Source organism: uncultured Nisaea sp. (genome assembly GCF_963974195.1).
Taxonomy (GTDB): Bacteria; Pseudomonadota; Alphaproteobacteria; order Thalassobaculales; family Thalassobaculaceae; genus Nisaea.
In genome coordinates, this window is record NZ_CAXBDC010000089.1 from 1 (window position 1) to 19,132 (window position 19,132).

17 protein-coding genes are annotated in these 19,132 nt (G+C 62.9%); 9 read left to right on the forward strand and 8 right to left on the reverse strand.

Annotated elements, in window-relative coordinates:
- On the reverse strand, positions 1 to 224 hold a 224-nt coding region (locus AAC126_RS17000), incomplete at its 3' end, for a hypothetical protein (RefSeq protein WP_339855467.1).
- A gap of 41 nt (positions 225 to 265) precedes the next feature.
- On the opposite strand from AAC126_RS17000, the gene AAC126_RS17005 reads away from it, so the two are divergent.
- Both AAC126_RS17005 and AAC126_RS17010 read left to right on the forward strand, forming a co-directional pair.
- Positions 266 to 1,069: a hypothetical protein gene (locus AAC126_RS17005; RefSeq protein ID WP_339855469.1), complete on the forward strand. Its 804-nt coding sequence runs from the start codon at positions 266 to 268 to the stop codon at positions 1,067 to 1,069.
- A complete protein-coding gene (locus tag AAC126_RS17010; RefSeq protein WP_339855470.1) occupies positions 1,066 to 2,691 on the forward strand; it encodes a hypothetical protein in 1,626 nt (541 codons plus the stop codon). Before AAC126_RS17005 ends, AAC126_RS17010 begins: the two co-directional genes overlap by 4 nt.
- Here AAC126_RS17010 and AAC126_RS17015 read toward each other — a convergent pair.
- Positions 2,681 to 3,226 (reverse strand): methyltransferase domain-containing protein, encoded by a 546-nt coding sequence (locus tag AAC126_RS17015; protein WP_339855471.1) that lies wholly within the window; start codon positions 3,224 to 3,226, stop codon positions 2,681 to 2,683. The genes AAC126_RS17010 and AAC126_RS17015 overlap by 11 nt on opposite strands.
- A 226-nt stretch (positions 3,227 to 3,452) precedes the next feature.
- Here AAC126_RS17015 and AAC126_RS17020 point away from each other — a divergent pair, with 226 nt between their 5' ends.
- The 6 genes from AAC126_RS17020 to AAC126_RS17045 are packed head-to-tail and all read left to right on the forward strand — an operon-like array spanning position 3,453 to position 9,590.
- On the forward strand, positions 3,453 to 4,274 hold the full coding sequence (locus AAC126_RS17020; protein WP_339855472.1) for a glycosyltransferase: 822 nt from the start codon (positions 3,453 to 3,455) through the stop codon (positions 4,272 to 4,274).
- A gap of 2 nt (positions 4,275 to 4,276) precedes the next feature.
- A complete protein-coding gene (locus AAC126_RS17025) occupies positions 4,277 to 5,590 on the forward strand; it encodes an O-antigen ligase family protein (RefSeq protein WP_339855475.1) in 1,314 nt (437 codons plus the stop codon).
- Positions 5,559 to 6,719 carry a glycosyltransferase family 4 protein gene (locus AAC126_RS17030; protein WP_339855478.1) on the forward strand — a complete coding sequence of 387 codons (1,161 nt, stop codon included), beginning with the start codon at positions 5,559 to 5,561 and terminating at the stop codon, positions 6,717 to 6,719. Before AAC126_RS17025 ends, AAC126_RS17030 begins: the two co-directional genes overlap by 32 nt.
- On the forward strand, positions 6,716 to 7,888 hold the full coding sequence (locus tag AAC126_RS17035) for a glycosyltransferase (RefSeq protein ID WP_339855481.1): 1,173 nt from the start codon (positions 6,716 to 6,718) through the stop codon (positions 7,886 to 7,888). The genes AAC126_RS17030 and AAC126_RS17035 overlap by 4 nt, the downstream gene beginning before the upstream one ends.
- A complete protein-coding gene (locus AAC126_RS17040; protein ID WP_339855483.1) occupies positions 7,885 to 8,664 on the forward strand; it encodes a WecB/TagA/CpsF family glycosyltransferase in 780 nt (259 codons plus the stop codon). Before AAC126_RS17035 ends, AAC126_RS17040 begins: the two co-directional genes overlap by 4 nt.
- Positions 8,664 to 9,590: an NAD-dependent epimerase/dehydratase family protein gene (locus AAC126_RS17045; RefSeq protein WP_339855485.1), complete on the forward strand. Its 927-nt coding sequence runs from the start codon at positions 8,664 to 8,666 to the stop codon at positions 9,588 to 9,590. Before AAC126_RS17040 ends, AAC126_RS17045 begins: the two co-directional genes overlap by 1 nt.
- Here the strand turns inward: AAC126_RS17045 and AAC126_RS17050 are convergent.
- From AAC126_RS17050 to AAC126_RS17065, 4 genes are read right to left on the reverse strand one after another with little or no spacing between them, the layout of a single operon-like run.
- Complete coding sequence (locus AAC126_RS17050) at positions 9,584 to 10,996, reverse strand: undecaprenyl-phosphate glucose phosphotransferase (RefSeq protein ID WP_339855488.1); 1,413 nt, start codon at positions 10,994 to 10,996, stop codon at positions 9,584 to 9,586. The two genes, AAC126_RS17045 and AAC126_RS17050, sit on opposite strands and share 7 nt — an antisense overlap.
- A gap of 29 nt (positions 10,997 to 11,025) precedes the next feature.
- Entirely contained in the window at positions 11,026 to 13,398 is a 2,373-nt protein-coding gene (locus tag AAC126_RS17055; protein ID WP_339855490.1) for a Wzz/FepE/Etk N-terminal domain-containing protein, read from the reverse strand.
- Between the two features lie 8 nt (positions 13,399 to 13,406).
- Complete coding sequence (locus AAC126_RS17060) at positions 13,407 to 14,024, reverse strand: polysaccharide biosynthesis/export family protein (RefSeq protein ID WP_339855493.1); 618 nt, start codon at positions 14,022 to 14,024, stop codon at positions 13,407 to 13,409.
- 9 nt (positions 14,025 to 14,033) lie between these two features.
- Positions 14,034 to 15,350: an outer membrane beta-barrel protein gene (locus AAC126_RS17065; protein ID WP_339855496.1), complete on the reverse strand. Its 1,317-nt coding sequence runs from the start codon at positions 15,348 to 15,350 to the stop codon at positions 14,034 to 14,036.
- A gap of 382 nt (positions 15,351 to 15,732) precedes the next feature.
- On the opposite strand from AAC126_RS17065, the gene AAC126_RS17070 reads away from it, so the two are divergent.
- Entirely contained in the window at positions 15,733 to 16,977 is a 1,245-nt protein-coding gene (locus AAC126_RS17070) for a hypothetical protein (protein ID WP_339855499.1), read from the forward strand.
- A gap of 55 nt (positions 16,978 to 17,032) precedes the next feature.
- Here the strand turns inward: AAC126_RS17070 and AAC126_RS17075 are convergent, their stop codons facing one another.
- Together AAC126_RS17075 and AAC126_RS17080 are read right to left on the reverse strand one after the other, a co-directional pair.
- Positions 17,033 to 17,587 (reverse strand): ActR/PrrA/RegA family redox response regulator transcription factor, encoded by a 555-nt coding sequence (locus AAC126_RS17075; protein ID WP_339855502.1) that lies wholly within the window; start codon positions 17,585 to 17,587, stop codon positions 17,033 to 17,035.
- 78 nt (positions 17,588 to 17,665) lie between these two features.
- Positions 17,666 to 19,009 (reverse strand): ActS/PrrB/RegB family redox-sensitive histidine kinase, encoded by a 1,344-nt coding sequence (locus AAC126_RS17080; RefSeq protein ID WP_339855505.1) that lies wholly within the window; start codon positions 19,007 to 19,009, stop codon positions 17,666 to 17,668.
- Between the last annotated feature and the right edge of the window lie 123 nt (positions 19,010 to 19,132).

Consider the following 19,132-nt stretch of genomic DNA (forward strand, 5'->3'; position numbering starts at 1 on the left):
GAGATCAGGATGAACTGGCCGAACGAGACCGGCTCCATGAACCACGGAATGAACAGCCCGGTGGCGGCAACGCAGGCATTGACCGTCGGCACCACCAGCGCGTAGCTGCGCGGGCTTTCCAGAAATTTCTTGAGCTGGCTCGGGGACTCTTCGCCCGGCGGGCTTGCGCTTGCTGGCCCGGCACTTGCTGGCTCGGCACTTGGCGGTGTGCTTTCGCTCGTCATATGCTGGTCTCCATTGCGGCACCGGCCAAACGGGAATGTGTGTGACGGACTTGATTGAGTATGACTGGGAATGCGACTGGGAACATGGTGTACCGGCCGCGATCCGCTGTGGCGGTATCCGCGGAACCGATTTTGGAATTGAAACTGCCGACCGTCACTCTTTCTTCACCCTTGCGCCTGAACGTCATGGCGCCCGCATCACAGAAGATCGCGCGCTCACGAACGGCCCCGGGTCAGGCGAAAGGCGCCTGACCGTCGACATGGCCGAGGGCCGGTGGAGCACTGTCATCACGTCGAGCCTCCACAAACGGGGACTCGCTCTCTCCGCCTCGCTTACCACGCTTTCGCCCTCGCTCTTTCAGGATTTTGTCGTCCGGGCGGTTTTTTCGAGCGATTCCTTTACCGCAGCATCGATTGGCGGCGAGCATTTCCAGCATACCGGCAGCAATATCTATCACCAGCACCCTGTCCGCCATGCCACGCTTTCCGGCCCGTCGGGAAAGCTCGACATCCAGGTCACCGAATCCGTTCCGGGGCAGGCATTCGAGCAGGTTCTTTATGTCCGGGATGCGCCGGAAGGCTGGGTTGTGCATGCCAGGCTGATCCCGAAGATGCCCTATGCGCTTCTCTGGGTCCGCTGGTTCAATCGCTTTGCCCGGATTTCCCTGCCCGGCTGGGCAAGCCGTATCCTGCTCTCCGTTCCCGGCCTGAAATCCCGCCTCTGGTACGCGGCGGAGCGCGGCGGCCGCAATGTCCTGCAACTGCAGGCCAGCGGGCTTGCCCGTCTGGATGCGGGGGAGCATGTCGCGCTTGCCATGGAGATGACTTTGGGAGATGCGCTTTGACCCCTCCTGAAGGCACCGTCGGCACACGGTTTGACTGGATCACGGAGCAGATCGCCGGGGCCCTGGCCACCCAGTGCGATCCTGAAACCGGTTTCGCGGATACGGAATTCTATGGCAGCGCTTTCGCCGCCATGCTCTGGCAACGCTGGCCCGAACGCTTCAACGCCGATATCAAAGCCGCGCTCGACCGGCTGAAGCGGCAGGACAAACAGGCCCGGATCGGGGTCTGGGGAAACCGCTTTCACTGGGAATTCGTGCGATTCGCACTTGCCGACCTGTTCCGTTCGGGCCCTGTCGGCCACTACCGGGAACCCGGGGATGTGCTCGGCGGGATGGGTTTTGTCCGCAATCGCGTTGCCAACTGGACCCTGCTGCGCAGCACCGTGCGGCTTGCCGGAACGGCCCGGCTCGACAGGATCATCGGCCGGATGGAACGCTGGCTGGCCCTCGCCATCTACCAGAGGCCGGACGGTTTCATCGAGGATCAGCGCGGCGCCCCGACGCAGCAATATCATGCCTTTGCCGCCGCGTTGCTGGGCTACCAGATCTCCGTGCTTGAAGAGCCTTCCGCCGCTCTGCATGAAAAATTTCGCGCGGCCCTCCAGGCCCTTGTCCGGACCGCGCTGCATGATGGCGAGGTAAACGCCATCGGGCGCGGGCGGTTTCAGAGCTTCGGCTATGCCGCAGCGGCACTGGCGCTGGCGATCGGGCTGCGGCTTGGCTGTGCACCGGAAGGCTCCATCACCCTGCTGCGAGCCATCGCCGACCGGCTGGAGGCCGCTCTCGGACCCGGCGGCACCCTGCCCCTGATGATCACCCGGATCGACGAGACGGAGGAGGTAACGCCGCCGCCGCATCACCCCCATCAACGCCGGATCGGCTGGCATTCCTACAATAACGGGCCGGATTATCTTGCCTTCTCGGGCGCCGTCCTGAAGCTCGCGGCGGAACAGCTCGCCGCCTCGCCCGAGCCGGGCACCCCCCTGCCGCTTCCGGCGGAGGACTGTCTGGCGGACGGTATCCGGATCGTCCGCAACGCCGCCTATTCCGCGATCGTCACCCTGCCGCGCCGTACCATCACCGCGTCCCAGCCCCTGCCCTATATCGTCACGGCCAGCGGCGCGCGACCTTTGCCGTCCTATGGCGACGAGGCCCTGCCGGACAGTATCTATACTCCCCTGTCCCTGCCTCTGCCGGTCTTCGAGGAGCATGACGGCACGTTCCGCACCCTGCTTTCCGGCACTGATTTCCGCTGGTCCGGGCCGGATAAAATCGTCGGTGAAACCGCTACGTTCCGCTTCGAGCGGCGTTTCCGTTTCGAGGCCGGGTCAATCGAGATCGAGGATGCCCTGACACTGACCGGGGCACCTGATGACGCCCGGTTGCACCTGCCCTGGCTGACCTTGCCCGCATCGGCAAAGCCGGCACCGAAGAAGGGAGAGGGCACAACATTCACCCTCGACGGAGCATCGCTGGAGAGCGACCTGCCACTGACCGAAGTCACGGCGGCAGAGCCGCAATACGGCATCAGCGGACGGCTGCGGGTCTGGTCGCATGCGACGGCTCTGCCCCCGCCGGGCGACATCGCAACGGCCCGCTACCGGGTCCTGTTTACGGCTTGATCCCGTCCACCAACAGCGAGAGGTGCGAGGAAGGGAAGCTTTTGTCCGGCGTGCCGTGCCGCTTGCAGCGGTAAATACGCCCCCGTTCTTCGCCCCACGGCTCCTCATGGAATTGCCCGCTCCTGTCGAACCATTCACCGGGCTCAACCCGAAACCCGGCAGCCTCCAGCACCGCGCTCAGGCTTTCCAGCGTGAAGAGCTGCTTGTGATCCTCCGCGCCGGGGCCGGTCCCGCCGGGCTCCACATTGCGGATATAATCCGGGTTGGGATTATGCCCGTCCGGAACGGCGATCCGGATGGTGCCGCCCGGCTTCAGGTAACGGAACGCATTTTCCAGCACCGCCGGGATCAGCTCCGGCGGAATATGCTCGAACACATGCTCCGCGAGCAGCCGGTCAACCGCCGCCTCGCGGCCGATGAGTTCCGCCCAGGCAGCCGCGCGCGTCGCATCGAAAAAACCGATATCGGAGCCAAACCAGTCCGGCGCCGGGGCCGTACCGCCAAGCACGATTTTCAGTGGCAGACCCGAGGCCACCGCCCGTCTCAGCCTGCGTTCCTGATACCAGTCGCGCAGGGGACGCCTAAAATACTCGAAAAATTTTCCACGAAGAGTCATGACGCACACGATCTATTAACCAAACTGCATAACACTGCGGCACAACCGATTGCGAAATCAGGAAAACCCGTGATCCGGCACGATATACGACAGGGTCGCGATCTGATAGGTTAATTGCCCTGCCCGCGTTTTAACCAGAGGACACATGCTGGCGGACCAATCCCCTCTCGTCTCCGTTGTCACCACCGCTTTCCAGGCGGAGGCGCATGTCGCACGGGCGCTCCGCTCTGCGAGCCTGCTGGATACGGACGCGCCGATGGAAATCATCCTGTTCGACGACGGATCGACGGACGGCACGCTGGCGGCTGCACGCGCCGAGGCGGAGGCAGATCCGCGCATCCGCGTTATCGAGGGCGGCCGTCAAGGCCGGGCACGGGCGCTAAACCTGGCGATCCGCGCCGCCAAAGGCCGCTATATCGCCATTCTCGACGCGGACGATGTCGCCCTTCCATACCGCCTGCGAGCCACGCTTCCGATCCTTGAGGCACAGCCCGCGCTGGCCATGGCCTGCTCGGAGGCGATTGTTTTCGAAGGCGTCATTCCCCGCCCCCCCGCCCCGGCTGGCCAGGGCGCGCGCGTGCGCCGGATCACCCCCGCCATGCTGTACGCGTCCAACCGGATCACCCATTCAACCGTGCTGTTCCGGCGCGCGGCATGGGAACAGGCCGGGGGCTATGACGAGCGGCTCGATATCTGCATCGATTATGCGTTCTATTTTCGCCTGCTCCGGGTCGGCGGGATTGGCCAGACGGACACCGTGACCTGCCTGCGCGAGCGCCGGGACGACAGCTATTTCGCGGCCCGGCGCCAGCAGGACTACCGCAACGCCCTGTCCGTGATACGGGCTGAAGCGCGCAACACCATGGCAATCCCGCTCTGGGCACAGCTCTCCGCCACTGTCCGGTCCGTCCGGCTTGGCGCGAAACATCTGTGTGGCCAACTGCACGCATCATCGGGAACGGCCTGAGCATGGCGAGACATCCTCGCATGCCCGGAACGCCCGGAACGCCAAGCAATGGAGCCGGCAGTGCCGCGGCACAGGCGGCCCTGTACCGCAGCGCCGGCGGTATCCGGCAGCTCGGGCGGGCGGCACCACTCAGCGTGTCGCTGCTGATGTTCATCATTTTTGCCCAGGCGCTTGTCACCATCCCGGCTCAGTTCCGCATTATCCCGCAGATATCCCTCGGCGGCTTTCTCTCGCTTCTGTTCGTCGTGCTGCTGATCATGCATTTCCTGATGCGGCCCTACGTGGTGCGCGAGATCCGCTGGTCGACCTTCATGTTCCTCCTGTTCACCGCATGGATCGCCTACGGTTTCATCTTCTACCGGCTGACGGTGCAGGGCATTCAGAACACGGTTATCATCATCTCCAGCATCCTCTCCTTCATGATCGCGGCACAGGTGGCGAAGAGCATCCGTGCGCCAACCCGCGCCATCGTCCGCGCCATATTGATAGCGATCTGGATTCCGGCGGTGATCTATGTGCTGGCGATCCCGGTCCTCGGTTTCGGCCATCTGGAGATTTTCGCGCCGCGTTCCCTCGCCGGGTTCCTGCTGATCGGCATTGCCATCCATTGCGGCTACTGGCGGCATGGCTCGCGCAGCGATCTCTGGCTGGCTCTCTTCCTCTATGCGGTGGTGGTGCTCTCCCTCTCGCGCGCGGCGATGGGCATGGGGCTTGGCGTCTTCATCCTGGCGCAGCTCCGGCTGAACAGTTTTTCCGGCTGGTTCCGGATGCTCGCCATACTCTCGGTCGCCGTCGGGCTCGCCGCGTTCATGCTGCTGAATTTCGAACCCCTGAGACAGCGCTTCTTCACCGGCGACCTTTCGGCGGCTGTCGGCGGCGTGAAGATCAACACGATGGGCCGGATCCTGGCCTGGACCACGGTGATCAATTCCGCCCTCGAATCACCGATCGTTGGCAAGGGCCCGGCCTCGAGTTCCGAGGCCCTGGTAGTCCTGCATGCCGGGATCGAACAACCGCATAACGACTATCTGCGGATCTGGCACGATTACGGGCTCATCGGCATCATGCTCTGGTTCAGCGCCTTCGGCAGCATGATGCTGGCCTGCCGCCGGCAATATGTCCTGTTCCGTAAATGGGGCGCGCGGGAGACCTCCCTCGGAGCCTCCACCTTACTGGCGCAGATCACGCTGCTCGCCCTGATGCTGACCGATAATGTCCTGATCTATTTCTACAACATGGTCCCGATTTTCATCCTCTCAGGCCTCGTATTGGGATCGATCCCGCATGCCCCGCTGCTCCGTCGTTCTGCTTCTTAACATCGTGCCGCCGTACCGCGTTGCGCTGTTCCAGGCGCTGGAGCGGGAGGTGCGCCGGCTGACCGTGCTTGTTTCCACCGGCATGGAGGCCGACCGCTCCTGGAAAACGGACTGGCGCGGACTCGATGTCCGTGTCTCGCGCTCCCTTACCCTGCCATACCGGCGGCGCCACCCGGACGGGTTCGGCGAGGATCTGTCCACCCATCTCAGCGTCGACATGCTCCCGCGCCTGTGTGCGCTGGCACCGGATATCGTCATCAGCGCCGAATTCGGTGCCCGCACCCTGCAGGCATGCCTTTACCGCTGTCTGGCACCGCTTATGGGCCGGCGCACAAGACTGCTGCTCTGGGCCACCGTGTCCGAGCACAGCGAGCGCGGACGCGGATGGGCACGCACGTGCCTCCGGCGGCTGCTGGCGAAGAGGGTGGACGGGGCCATGACCAACGGCGAGTCCGGTGCCCGGTATCTGGAAAGCATCGGGTTCGCGCCCGAGCGGATTTTCCGCATCCACCAGTCAACCGATCTCGACCGTTTCGCGCATCCGGACACCACCGCCCGTCCGGCGGCCGAAGAGAGCCGGACGCTCCGTCTGGTCACGGTGGGCAGCCTGATACAGCGCAAGGGGCTCCGGCCCTTCCTGCAACACCTGATCCTGTGGTGCACAGCCCATCCGGACCGGATCATCGAGTGGCGGCTGATCGGCGACGGGCCGGAGAGGATTGCACTGGAAACGCTGGTGCTGCCCGCCAATCTCAAGCTCGGCTTTCTTGGCGACGTGGCCTACGAAGATGTTCCCGCCCTGATGGCCGATGCCGACCTGCTGGCTTTCCCGACCCTTGCCGACGAATGGGGCCTGGTTGTCAACGAGGCCATGGCGGCGGGCCTGCCGGTGCTGGCGAGCTGCCGGGCCCAGGCAGCCGAGGAAATGGTCACGGAGGGTGAAAACGGCTGGCTTTTCGATCCCCTCGACCCCGCATCGACCGATAAAACACTCAGCCGTGCCCTCGAAACTCCGGCAGAGCGCCGGGCGATCATGGGAGAGGCGGCCCGCCTGACCTCCGCGCGCTTCTCGCACGCGAACACCGTCCGTCGGATCATGCAGGCCATCGAGGCGGTATCGGCCCGATGAAAATCCTGTTCGCGCATTGCCGCTACCAGCAGACCGGGGGAGAGGATCGGGCCGTCGAGGCCGAGATGGCCGCATTGCGCGGCGCCGGACATGACGTTGCGATCCTGGAGCGGGATAACGAGAGCATCTCAACCCTCCGGGACAAGGCTGCAACGGCCTGGTCACTGCCGGGCACTGACGCGCTCCGGGCCGGGCTGCGCGCCGAGATCGAGGAACATGCGCCCGATATCGTGCATGCCCACAACATCTTCCCGCTGATCACGGCGTCGTTGTATGACGCCGCCCGCGACCTCGGCATTCCCGTCGTCCAGACACTGCATAATTACCGGAATATCTGCGCTTCGGCCCTGCTCATGCGGGATGGCCGGATCTGCGAGGACTGTATCGGCGGCAGCCCTTACCAGGCCGTGCTGCATCGCTGTTATCGCGAGAGCATCCCCGGGTCATTCGCCCTCGCACGCATGATCGCGCACCACCGTGACAGGGATACCTGGAGCCGGTCGGTCGACCGCTTCATTGCCCTTTCCGAGTTCTCCAGGAGCCGTTTCGTCGCCGCCGGCTTTCCCGCCGGCCGGATCATTGTGAAGCCGAACAGCCCGGGGGCGCTCTTCGCTGACAAACCGGAGGCGCAAGACAGATCCGGCGCCCTCTATGTCGGCCGTCTCTCTCCGGAAAAAGGCATCGCCCCATTGCTCCGGCTCTGGAAGAAGGACTGGCCGCCCCTGCGTGTGATCGGCGACGGTCCCGACGCACCGGCCCTGAATGACGCCGTCCGGGATGGCCGGGCCATCGCGCTTGGTGCGCTCGGCCCCGACGCCATCGCCAGCGAGATGCGCCGCGCCGCACTCTGCGTCATCCCCTCCCGATGCTACGAGAATTTCCCGATGGTGATCGCGGAAGCCTTCGCCTCCGGCCTGCCCGTGCTCGCCTCCAATATCGGCGCGCTTGGCGAGCTGGTGGAGGAAGACCGGACCGGCGCCCGCTTCGATCCGTTCGATCCGGACAGCATGATCCGCGTCATCGATGCCGCCTTCGCCGAGCCAGATCGCCTGGCACGATGGGGCGCCACGGCGCGGACGCATTACGAGAAGCATCTGACCACGGCAGAGACGATGTCACAGCAGACCGCACTCTATGAAAGCCTGACAGGCGGGACAGCAAGAGCGTGACAGATCATCCCGACATCCAAATGGTACCGGTGCTGGGCCGCACAATCGCCGCCGGGGGCTTTGCTGCGGTGGCGGAAGCCGTTCTTGCCTGCGCCCATTCAGCGAAACCGGCCTATGTCTGCGTTTCCGGAGCCCATCCTCTCTCCCTCGCCAAAGCCGATCCGGATTTCGCCGCCGCCCTCGACGGTGCGGCGCTGATCACACCGGACGGCATGCCGGTAAAATGGATGCTTGCCCTGAAAGGACACCCCGAAAGCGAGCGGGTGGCCGGGCCGGACCTGGCGCCCTGGCTGATCTCGCAGGCGGAAGGCGCGGGCCTGCCCGTCTATTTCTACGGCGGCATGCCGGACGAGCTCGAAGACCTGCGCCGCGCTCTCGCCGTGACTCACCCGAAGCTGAATGTCGTCGGCTGGGACAGCCCGCCCCTGCTCCCGGAGCGGCCGGATTTTGACGCAGAGACGGTTGCACGGATGAATGCCAGCGGCGCCAGACTGATTTTCATCGGCCTCGGCTGCCCGCGTCAGGAATTCTGGATGACCCGGCACAGCGCCGCCGTGAACGGCACCATGATCGGCATCGGTGCCGCATTCAATTTCATGTCCGGCAGGCTGGAGCGGGCGCCACACGCCATGCGGTCTCTCGGCCTTGAATGGCTGTACCGCGTTCTGCAGGAACCCCGGCGCCTGATTGGCCGCTACCTGCTGCACAATTCCCGCTTCATCTGGTTCGCCCTGCTCGATCTGATCGCGCATCGGTGCAAGCGGGAGGAACGCTGATGGCCGGTTATCTTGTCACCGGCGGCTGCGGCTTTATCGGCAGACACCTTATCGCCGCCTTGCTGCAGGCCGGACACGGCGTCACCGTGCTGGACGATCTGTCTTCCGGCGATCCGGCGAAATTGCCCTCGGCGGCACGCCTTGAAGAAGGCTGCGTCACAGATGCAGACAAGCTGGCCAGACTGGCGGAGGACGCGGACGGTGTGTTCCACCTCGCGGCGATCGCCTCCATCGCCGCCGCCGAAGCGAACCCGGACCGGGCGCATGCAGTCAATGCCGGTGGCGCGGCCAATGCCGTTGCCGCCACGACACGGAACCGCGTTCCTCTGGTGCTGATCTCTTCCGCCGCGGTCTATGGCGACGCGGGACCGGGCATGGTTTCCGAGACCTATCCATGCCGGCCATTATCCGCCTATGGCGCCGACAAATTGCAGGGCGAACAGCATGCCCTGAAGGCTGCCGAAAAAGGCCTGACCGCCACCATTGTCAGGCCCTTCAACGTTTATGGGCCGGGTCAGGATGCAGGCTCGCCCTATGCCGGGGTGATCTCCCGCTTCATCGCAGCCGCGCTCTCCGGAGCCCCGCTCCGGGTGGATGGCGATGGCAGCCAGAGCCGGGATTTCATCTTCATCGACGATCTCATCCGCCTGCTGACATCTGCGATATCCCAGCCCCGGCCCGGCGCCCGGATCGTGAACGGGTGCACCGGAATTGCCACCAGCGTTAAAACACTTGCCCATGAGATCGGCCGTATTTGCGGCGGTGATATCCGGATCGACCCCGGACCCGGCCGGTCCGGCGGTGTGGCCCATTCTTTGGGAGATCCGGCCCGGGCGGCGGAATTGTTCGGGTTTCGCGCCGGGGTCACACTGCCGGACGGCTTGCAACGCACCCTGGACTGGCAGCAAAAAGCGGCTCTTCAGTAGGCAGAGCGGCCGATCCCGACCTCGATCACGGTCAGGGCGAGGATCTTCAGGTCGAAGCCGAGAGACCAATTCTCGATATAATGCAGGTCGAGCTCGACCCGGTGGCGCATCTTGTCGAGCGTATCGGTCTCCCCGCGCAAACCGTTCACCTGAGCCCAGCCGGTGATACCGGGCTTGACCCGGTGACGGCCGAGATAACCGTCGATCAGCCCGGCATAATGCTCGTTGTGGGAAACCGCGTGCGGACGCGGCCCGACCAGCGACATGCTGCCGCCCAGAACATTCAGCAGCTGCGGAAGCTCGTCCAGACTGCTCCGGCGCAGAAACCGGCCGAGCGCTGTGATACGCGGGTCATCCCGGGTGGCTTGCCGAAGGAGCGGGTCCGGCCCGGTTTCGCCTCCGGCAATCCCGTCACCGTCCCGCACCATGCTCCGGAACTTGAGCACCATGAATTCGTCATTGTTGAAGCCGTAGCGCTTCTGCCGGAACAGCACCGGACGGCCCATGGTGATCATGATGGCAAGTGCGATGAGCAGCATGACCGGCGCCAGGACGATCAGCAGGAGTCCCCCCAGGACAAGATCGACGCAGCGCTTCTGCACACTTTCCCAGCCAACGATCGGAAGGTCCGCCAGAATCAGGCCGGCCTGCCCCGCGATCCGGTCAATGCCAAGCGCCGGCACCCCATGCAGATAGGAAGGCAGCCGCAAGCGTATGTTGACCGGCTGATCCTTAAGTGTGGCCAGTGCCGCCCGAAAGGCGGCTTCCTCATCGGGCTCATAACACAGCAGCACATCGTCTACCCGGCCGGCCGCGATGATCCTGCGCAGGCTCTCCTCGCTGCCATGCAAAGGCACACCTTGCAGAGTCTCGCCAGGGATGCCGCCGCTGACAAAGCCGCCGACCAGACGGGGCCCACCGCGATGGGTGAGCAATATCTGCACCGCTTCATTCACCAGTCGAGGCGAGCCAAGGACCGCCACCCGGTTGGCGAACCGGCCACTCCGCCGCACCTTGGAGACCCAGGCCAGCACCGAAACTCGCACCACGATCAGGGCAACACCACCGCCCAGCACCACGACAAGCAGCCAGAAGCGCGAGAAATCCTCGGATATCTTGAAGGCATAGAGCGCGACCACGAAAATGATCATCGTGCCGATCCAGCAGCGTAACGCCTGCATCACATGGATCCGCCGCGCATCGCTGCGATCAAAGGCATAACTGTTCTGACTGATGCCGCAGATCAGATACAGCGCGCAGATGAAAAGCCCGCCGAGCAGGTAACGCTCTGGCAGCTCGAAACTGCCGTTGCGGACCGCATAAGCGATGATATTGATCGCATAAAGGGCCAGCGCCTCAAGCGAGGCCAACCAGACCGCCATCCAGATCAGCGTTTTGTTGCGCATGATTTAGTGAGCCCAGCTCCGGCACCGCATCATCGAGCACGCGCCCATTCCGTTTGGCCGTCATCTTCCGGAGGTGCTGCATCAACACCGTAATATTGCCCGTCATAGGCTTCCGCCCCGCCATCGATCGACTGGATCCGGAGATTGTTCTTCGACATCACGATCCCGGCCAGATTTTCGCCGACCTCATAAACTTCCCGGATGGTCTGCTCCGCCGTCTCCCGCCGGGTGCGTTCCCACTCGACCACGAAGACGGTGGCATCCACCTGGGGAACCAGCACAAGCGTGTCGGAAACCACCGAGGCAGGACCGCTGTCCAATACGGTGAAATCGAAGTTCTGCGTACTGTAGCGCAGCAACTCGGCCATCCGCCGGGAGCCGAAAAGATCGTCCGAATTCGACAGCAAGCCGCCCGTCGCGACATAGTGGATTCCGGTAGCCATATCGAATTCGATGGCATCCTCGATCTCGCCGTCGCCATTCAGATACTGCTTGAGGCCCCGGTTGGTCACGCTGTCGATTTGTTTCGTGACGGTGCCATTCACTGTGTCGCAATCGATGACCAGCGTCCGCAGCCCGGCCGAGACGGCATTCGCGACCAGCCCCAGAGCGATCGAGGACTTGCCCTCTCCGGCAATTGAGGAGGTGATCAGCACAGTCCGGATCGGTTTGCCCTCGCCAAGCAGATTGAGCGCGGTACGCAGCTTCCGGATACCCTGCCCGACGGCCGATCCCGGCCGGCGGCGCACCATTTCAAACAGTGGCGCTCCGGAATCCTTCACCTGTTGCGACAGCGGGATGCTGGCGATGACCGGCAATCCTGTCACCTGCTCGAGTTGCTTGGCATTCTTGAACCCGCGGATCAGGAAATCCATCAGCAGTGCCAGCAGGGCGGCAATGATCATCGACGCAAGCAGCGAGGCGAGCACCGCCAGTTTCTTCTTCGGCGCCACCGGCACCCGGGGCATGACGGCACGGGAAATCACCTCGGCACCGACCTGGTCCGGCTCCCGGCCCTCGAGATCCACCGCGGCAAGCCGGTTCAACATGACCTCGTAAAGATTCTGGTTGGCCGCCACCTCCGCCTGGATGGCGCGCAATTCGATCTCGGCATCCGCCTGGGATTCCATGATCGCTTTCAGCTCTCCAACCGCATTGGCGACATTCGCCTCCCGCACCCGGGCAATCTCGGTCTCGTTACGCATCGACTGCACGATCTTGCGCACCTCGCCCGCAATCGTGACGCGCACGTCTTCAAGCTCCCGGCGGGTCTTGATAACGTCGGGATGACCATCGCGCAGGGTTGTGAGCTGCTCCGCGAGGCGTTGCTGGATCTGGGATTCCTGCAGCCGCAGATTATTGATCAGCTGGGAGGCAAGGACCGGGGCCAGACTGGCCGTCCCGTCCGGCTGATCGATCAGCAACTGGACCTGACGCAACCGGGCCTCGCGCTCGGCCCGCTCGGTGCTGGTCTGAATCAGCTGGTCGTTCAGCTTGATCAGCTGCTGCTGCATCAGCTCGGTGCCGCGAATATCGAGCAGACCTTCCTCACGGCGGAACCGCTCGAATTTCTGTTCGGAATCGAGAACCCTCTCCTGCAAAGCCGCAACCTGGTCTGTCAGCCATTGGCTGGATTGCCGGATTGCCCGGTCCCGCTGGGTCCGTTTCTGCTCCAGGAAAAGCTCCGCGATGGTGTTCGGAACACGGGCGGCCAAAGCCGGATCGTTACTGCGGAACTCAATGGTGATGACCCGCGACAATTGCTCTCCGTCGACCGTCAGCCGTTCGAGAAAATTGTCGGTTACATCGGCGCGCAACGCTTCCGGAGTAAGGTTTTCAGTTTTTTCCCGGCCCTTCATATAGGCGCCGGCATCGAAACCGAAATTCTCCCGCAGCCAGTGATCGGCCGCCCCGGTCCAGCTTGAGACCAGTGTGCGGAGATGCAGCATCTCCAGAAGCTCGCCTGCCGTATGACGCCACCCCGCTTCACCTTCAGGCTGCAGGGACGGATTGAACTCCGGCACATCTTCCAGACCGAGCCGGTCGATCACCAGCGCGGCGAAAGCGCGGGATTTCAGGTAGGCGGTTTCCGTCGGCAGGTTCGTGCTGCTGGGCGACAGCGCCTGCGGCAGGGTAAAGCCCTGAATATTGAAAGCCCCCTTGGACTCCGCCATCAGCAGTTTCGTGTAGCCCGAATAGACCGGCTTCATCGAATAAACGATCAGGCCGGTCACCAGCGGCACCAGCAGCATCACGAACAGGATCAGGAGAAACCGGCGGCGCATGACCGACACAAGCCGCCAGAGATCGAACGTCTCACCTGTATCCAGCGGATCCGCGAACAGGGCGGAGGGCGCCTCGGAGGAGCGTCGCGATCTGGGGAATGCCGTAACGTTCGCCATGTCCGTTCCTAGAACCAGCGCCGTTTGATCTCGATCACGTCACCCGGATAGATGGACGTGTCGAGGCTGACATCGCGGACAGTCTGGCCATGTTCGGTGCGCCGCGTCAGCAATGCCTGGGATTTCGCCGCCCGGCGCGTGAAGCCGCCGGCCTCCGCCACCGCCTTGCGCATGTTAAGCCCAAGGACGAAATCGAAGCTGCCCGGCGTGTTCACCTCGCCAAGAACATAGAAAGGCTGATAACGGGCAATGACAATATCGACCTTGGGGTCGATCACATAATTGAGGTCAACGATTCCGGTCACCAGGGAGCGGAGCTCCAGTGCGGTCTTGCCACGCGCCTCGATCTTCCCGACCAGCGGCAATTCCATCTGTCCGTCATCGGTGATGTCGACAATCGCGGACAGTTCCGGATGACCAAAGACCGTCACCGCCACGCGATCACCGGCAACCAGCCTGTATTCCGCGATGGTCGGCGTCGTTGGCGGCGGCAACTCGTCGATATCGTTTGTGCCGCACGCGGACAGCCCGAGACACAGAACGAGCCCCAGAAGGGCACCGGCCGAAAGACGGGCCAAGGGGAAGGCCGAAGGGAGGATGGAGGCAAGGAGGCAGGCTAATCGCATCTCTATCTCCTAAAACCGGCCGAGATTGAAAGGATTAACGGTGCCGTCATCAGCCTGACAGCAAAGTTTGGCACTGATCCGGAACATCACCGTCGTGGCATCGAAAGCCCGCGCCGGGTCGGTCGAATCCGACACCTCGCGTTCAACGCTCAGACCGGCAAACAGATGTTCGTTGATCAGGTAGGTCGCGTTTGCTCCGACGAGCATGTCATCGTCTTCCCGGTCGATCTGCTGGAATTCCTCGTTCGCCACGGAGAAGTAACCACCGATTATCAATTGCTCGAATGGATCATAGTCGAGCCCCACGCGAAAGGACCGCGAAAGTTTCGTTCCCGCGCTTGGGTCGTCCGACTGCTGGTTCTCAATATCCGCGTCTGCCGTAAAGGTCATGATCGGCGTCAGGTTCCAGAGCAGACCGCCGGACAAGACGAAGTCCGTCTGCGCGGAGCGCGTGCTTGCGTCGAACATCCGGTGTGAGACGCCAACCCTGCCGTTGAAGGCACTGACCCCGGTGATATCGCGTGACGCCCCGACCGACAGCGTCAGACGCGTCGAGTTCTGATCCTCCGAAGCCTCTTCGGTATAGACATCGCGAAGCAGGCTGGGCGAAACAAAGAGATCGTATTCACCTCCGGGGGAATAGCCGACAAACCCGCGCAGATTGAAAGTTGTGCGGTCCAGTGTATCCCGATCTACGTTGTCCGTCGGATTGTAGGACCTGTGCACCGCTTCCCCGACGATACGCGTAAAGACCCGGTCATCCCGCCTGTCGTCATAAACCCCACCGACGAGATATTGATTGAAGGTCAGCGGCTCGAAGCCAGCGCCGGGATCCGCATCGTCGCCGCGCCGGATGTGACCGCGCTTCGCTTCGGCGAAACCGCGCGCAAAAACACCGTCATCGACATCGATCCGCACCGCCGTGGCCAGACGGGCATCCGTCGTATTCTCCCGGCTTGATTCCGCGACCCGCCGGTCCGTCAGGTCAACAATCAGCAAGGCTTCATGATTGGTCCAGTTGGAACGCAGCGCCGCTTCCGCCTTCGCTTCGGTAACAGCAGAGGAAATCGCGCCGTTCTTGACCCGGGTGACATTGCTGTCCCGGCCGGCATCGACAGTCGCTTTGGAAAACAGATCGAAACTTCCGGCCAGCCGCCCGGCATCCGAACGATCATCGGGCCGGCTAAGCAAATCAAGCGACAAACCGTAGCTTTCAAAGTCGAGGCGCTGACGGCCCCGAACGGATTCCTTGTAAGCCTGCTGAGCGAGAACGGCTTCGGCGGAAATCCCTACTAAAATAGAGGCTAAAACGACTGAGACAGTCACGAACGCCAAGTTGATCCGGCATTTACGCCACCAAATACAAAGGTCCATGTGACAGGCCAGTTGATTCCAACCCCGGGTCGATCTGCAATTCGCTTATCCAGCGCTTTAAAATAGGCGAATTATCCATTGAAACAAAACATTTTTATGAGCATAGTTTATGTAGACACGACCAGATTCGGCCCTGCGCGCAAGTTTTTGGTGGCCTTTTATGCAAATTTCCGCATTTTCGAGCAAGATTACCAATTGGTCATTCCTGTTCTTCTAGAGTACCCCGCCCGTGCAAGCGGCCGCATTCAAGGCAAATATCGGGTGCCCGCGCTGTAGCCAGCGTGGTAAGAAGAGGGTCAGGAAACGGCCCCCCAGAGTTTAGACGGAGGACCACATGGCGCTCAGCCAAGTCCAGAGCCGAAATAGGGGTCCGAGCCAGGAATACCTGCTGCTCGACTATCTCCAGCGTCTCGGGCGCAACGTGGAAGGCCGGATGGCCGTCCATATCCATCTTTCCCGGCTGCGTCCGCAGAACCGTCAGGATCACCATATCCGGATCGCGGCAGCCACTTTCGAAGGCATGGTCCAGAACTATGAGGGCCAGATCTTCATCCTGAGCAATTCGGACCTGTTCTTCGTCTGCAAGGATGCGACTGTCGAGGATATCGACGCGGCCATCATGAAGGTCCGCTATCTGTTTTCCGAAGATCCGCTTTCGCAGGGCGACGAGGAAGAGGACCTGGCCAGGTTCTGCTCCTGGTACAATGTCGCCACCCAGTTCGAGGATTTGCTGGAACTGGTCAAGCAAATGCACCGGGAGCGGGAACGCAAATCCCGTCTTGCGGTCAGCGCCGACCAGAAAGTCGATCCGCGCAGCAAGAGCGTGCGCAAGCCACTCGATCCGGAGCAGCTCGGCAAACTGGAATCCTTCCTGCAGCGGGCCGATCTCTCGAACCTGATGCGCCGCCAGCCGGTCTGCGCGCTCACACCCAACAATCCGACGCCGCAACCGGTGTTCCGCGAGCTGTTCATCTCGATCCACGATCTGCAACAGACCGTACTGCCGGAATTCGACCTGGCCTCCAATCTGTGGCTGTTCCAGCATCTGACGCAAACGCTGGATGCGCGGATGCTGTCCCTGCTGATCCGGAACGACGACACCTCGATCGCCAGCTCCTTCAGCGTCAATCTGAACGTACAGACGATCCTGTCGCCGCCCTTCCTGAATTTCGATGCCAGCCTGAAGGCGGTTGCCCGCGGCACGGTCGTGATCGAGTTGCAGAAGATCGATATTTTCGGGGATATGGGCGCCTACATGTTCGCCCGCGACTTCATGCGCGAACGTGGCTACCGGATCTGCCTGGATGGCCTGAACCATCTGACCCTTCAGTTCATCGACCGTGAGCGTCTCGGCCTCGACCTGTTGAAGCTGATCTGGACCCCGGACATGGCGGACGATATGTCCGGCAACCGGACCGCAGAGCTGAAAGAGCATGTGGATCGGTGCGGCCGTGCCCGGATCATCCTGACACGCTGTGATTCGGATGAGGCCGTCCGGTTCGGGCAGTCCCTGGGCATCACCATGTTCCAGGGCCGCTATATCGACAAACAGCTGAATTCCGAAGCCCGCATCGTCTGAGCCCCGCTATCGTCTGAACCCCGTTCCGGCATCCACCGGAAACGCGTCCGGAAAATCAGCCGCGCGGTGCGTGCTTGTTCAGGATTCTTTGCAGGGTCCGGCGGTGCATGCGCAGGCGGCGGGCGGTCTCCGAGACATTCCGGCCGCATTGCTCGAACACCCGCTGGATATGCTCCCAGCGCACCCGGTCCGCCGACATCGGATTGTCCGGCGGCGGCGGCAGGGCCTCTTCATGGTCCAGCAGTGCGGCGGCGATCGCATCGGCATCGGCCGGTTTCGGCAGATAATCAACAGCGCCCGCTTTCACGGCGGCAACGGCGGTAGCAATATTGCCGTAGCCGGTCAGCATGATAATGCGTGCATCCGGATTGGCCTCCCGCAGGGCGGCCACCACATCAAGCCCGCTGCCGTCGGTCAGCCGCATGTCGAGCACAGCGTGGGATGGCGCATCCTCGCTCACCGCCTGCAGGCCCTCGGCCACCGAACTCGCGCTGGTCACGTCGAAGCCGCGCTTTTCCATTGCCCGGACAAGCCGGTTGCGAAAGGCCTCGTCATCATCGAGCACCAGCAGTTTGCGGGACTCATCAACTGAAATCTGATCGTCTGTCACCAGGTACCTCCGCCTTTCGGGGCCGGTCTGTCACCAGTTGGCTTATGCTGGGAAATCTGCTTTCGGTCAAGCCGCCGGTCACGCCGTTTCCAGGTCGGCGCGCCGCCATTGCACCGTCACCCGAGCCCCGCCTTCGGAACGATTGGAGAAGGAGAGCGATGCCCCGCCACGCTCCAGCAAGGTCTTTGCGATGAAAATACCAAGGCCCATATGACCGTCCTTGCCGGCCCGGCTGGAGACATAGGGCTCACCCAGCCGGTCAAGCACCAGAGCGGCAAATCCCGGCCCGTCATCCTCGATGATGACCGAGGCCGTGTCCTCGTCCCAATAGACCGTGATCTCGACGGTTTCCCGGGCAAACTGGACGGCGTTCTGCACCAGGGTGCCGATACCCTGGTTCACTTCCGGCGTCAGCACCACCCGTGGCTGATCCGCCGCAATAGCACCCTCCTCGGCCGCAAGATCGAACGCACCGTCCGGGCCATGCTGCTCGACAATGACAACAATCTCGTCACGCTGATGCGGCGCGGCGGCAGCCTCGACCATCGCACTGAAGGGCATGGATTTGAACGGGCCCGCCGCTTCCTGGTCCGGCTGGCGGGAAAGCTGAGTCAAGATGTCGCGGCACCGCACGGTCTCGCTCAACAGCAGGTCGACATCCTCGCCCCACTCGCTGTCATCCGGCAGATCCTTGCGCAACTCCCGGGCAACGACGGCAATGGTGCTGAGGGGCGTGCCGAGTTCGTGTGCCGCCGCCGCCGCAAGACCGCCGAGCGCGGAGAGCTGCTGCTCACGGGACAGCGCCAGCCGCGTCGCTCCAAGCGCATCCGACATCCGTCTGGCATCCCGGCTGACCCTGTAGGTGTAGCCGGCAATGAACAGCGTGGTGATGACGATCGCCATCCACAAACCGAAGACATAAACACTCGGCAATTGCAGCCCCGCGGGGCTCCACGGCAATGGCTGGTGCACCAGAGCCAGTGCCGTGGTGGCGGCAAGGGCGAGGAAGCTCAGCCAGATGGTCGCCGCCCCGGACAGGATTGTGGCGGAGACGGTCACCGGCGCGATCAGCATCAGCGCGAACGGGTTTTCCAGACCGCCTGTCCAGTACAGCAGGTAGCCGAGCTGGGCGATGTCGAAGGCCAGCCCGAAGGCCGCCGCGCGGGTGGTCAGCGCCCGGCCGGACTGCCGCACCGCCTGAATAATGATATTGTAGAGCGCGCCCGACGCCACGATCCCGAGGGCGATTTCCAGCGGCAGCGGAAAGCCGAGGCCGTAATGCACGACAAGCAGGCTGATAAGCTGCCCCATCAGCGCCACCCAGCGGATCGTCGTCAGGGTCCGCGCGCCAGCCGGTCCAAGCCCGTCTCCGAGCGCGAAGCGGTCCTCGAAATCCCCGAACCTGTTTTGCGGATCAGTCACGCGGCGCTCCCTCACTGCCATTCCGGCGCTGTGTCTGCGGATTGCATGATTGTCCAAGTAGCACGGCTCGGGCTAAGGTCGCGACGCTGATTTAGGCACATCCGAACGAACTCCCACGAGCAC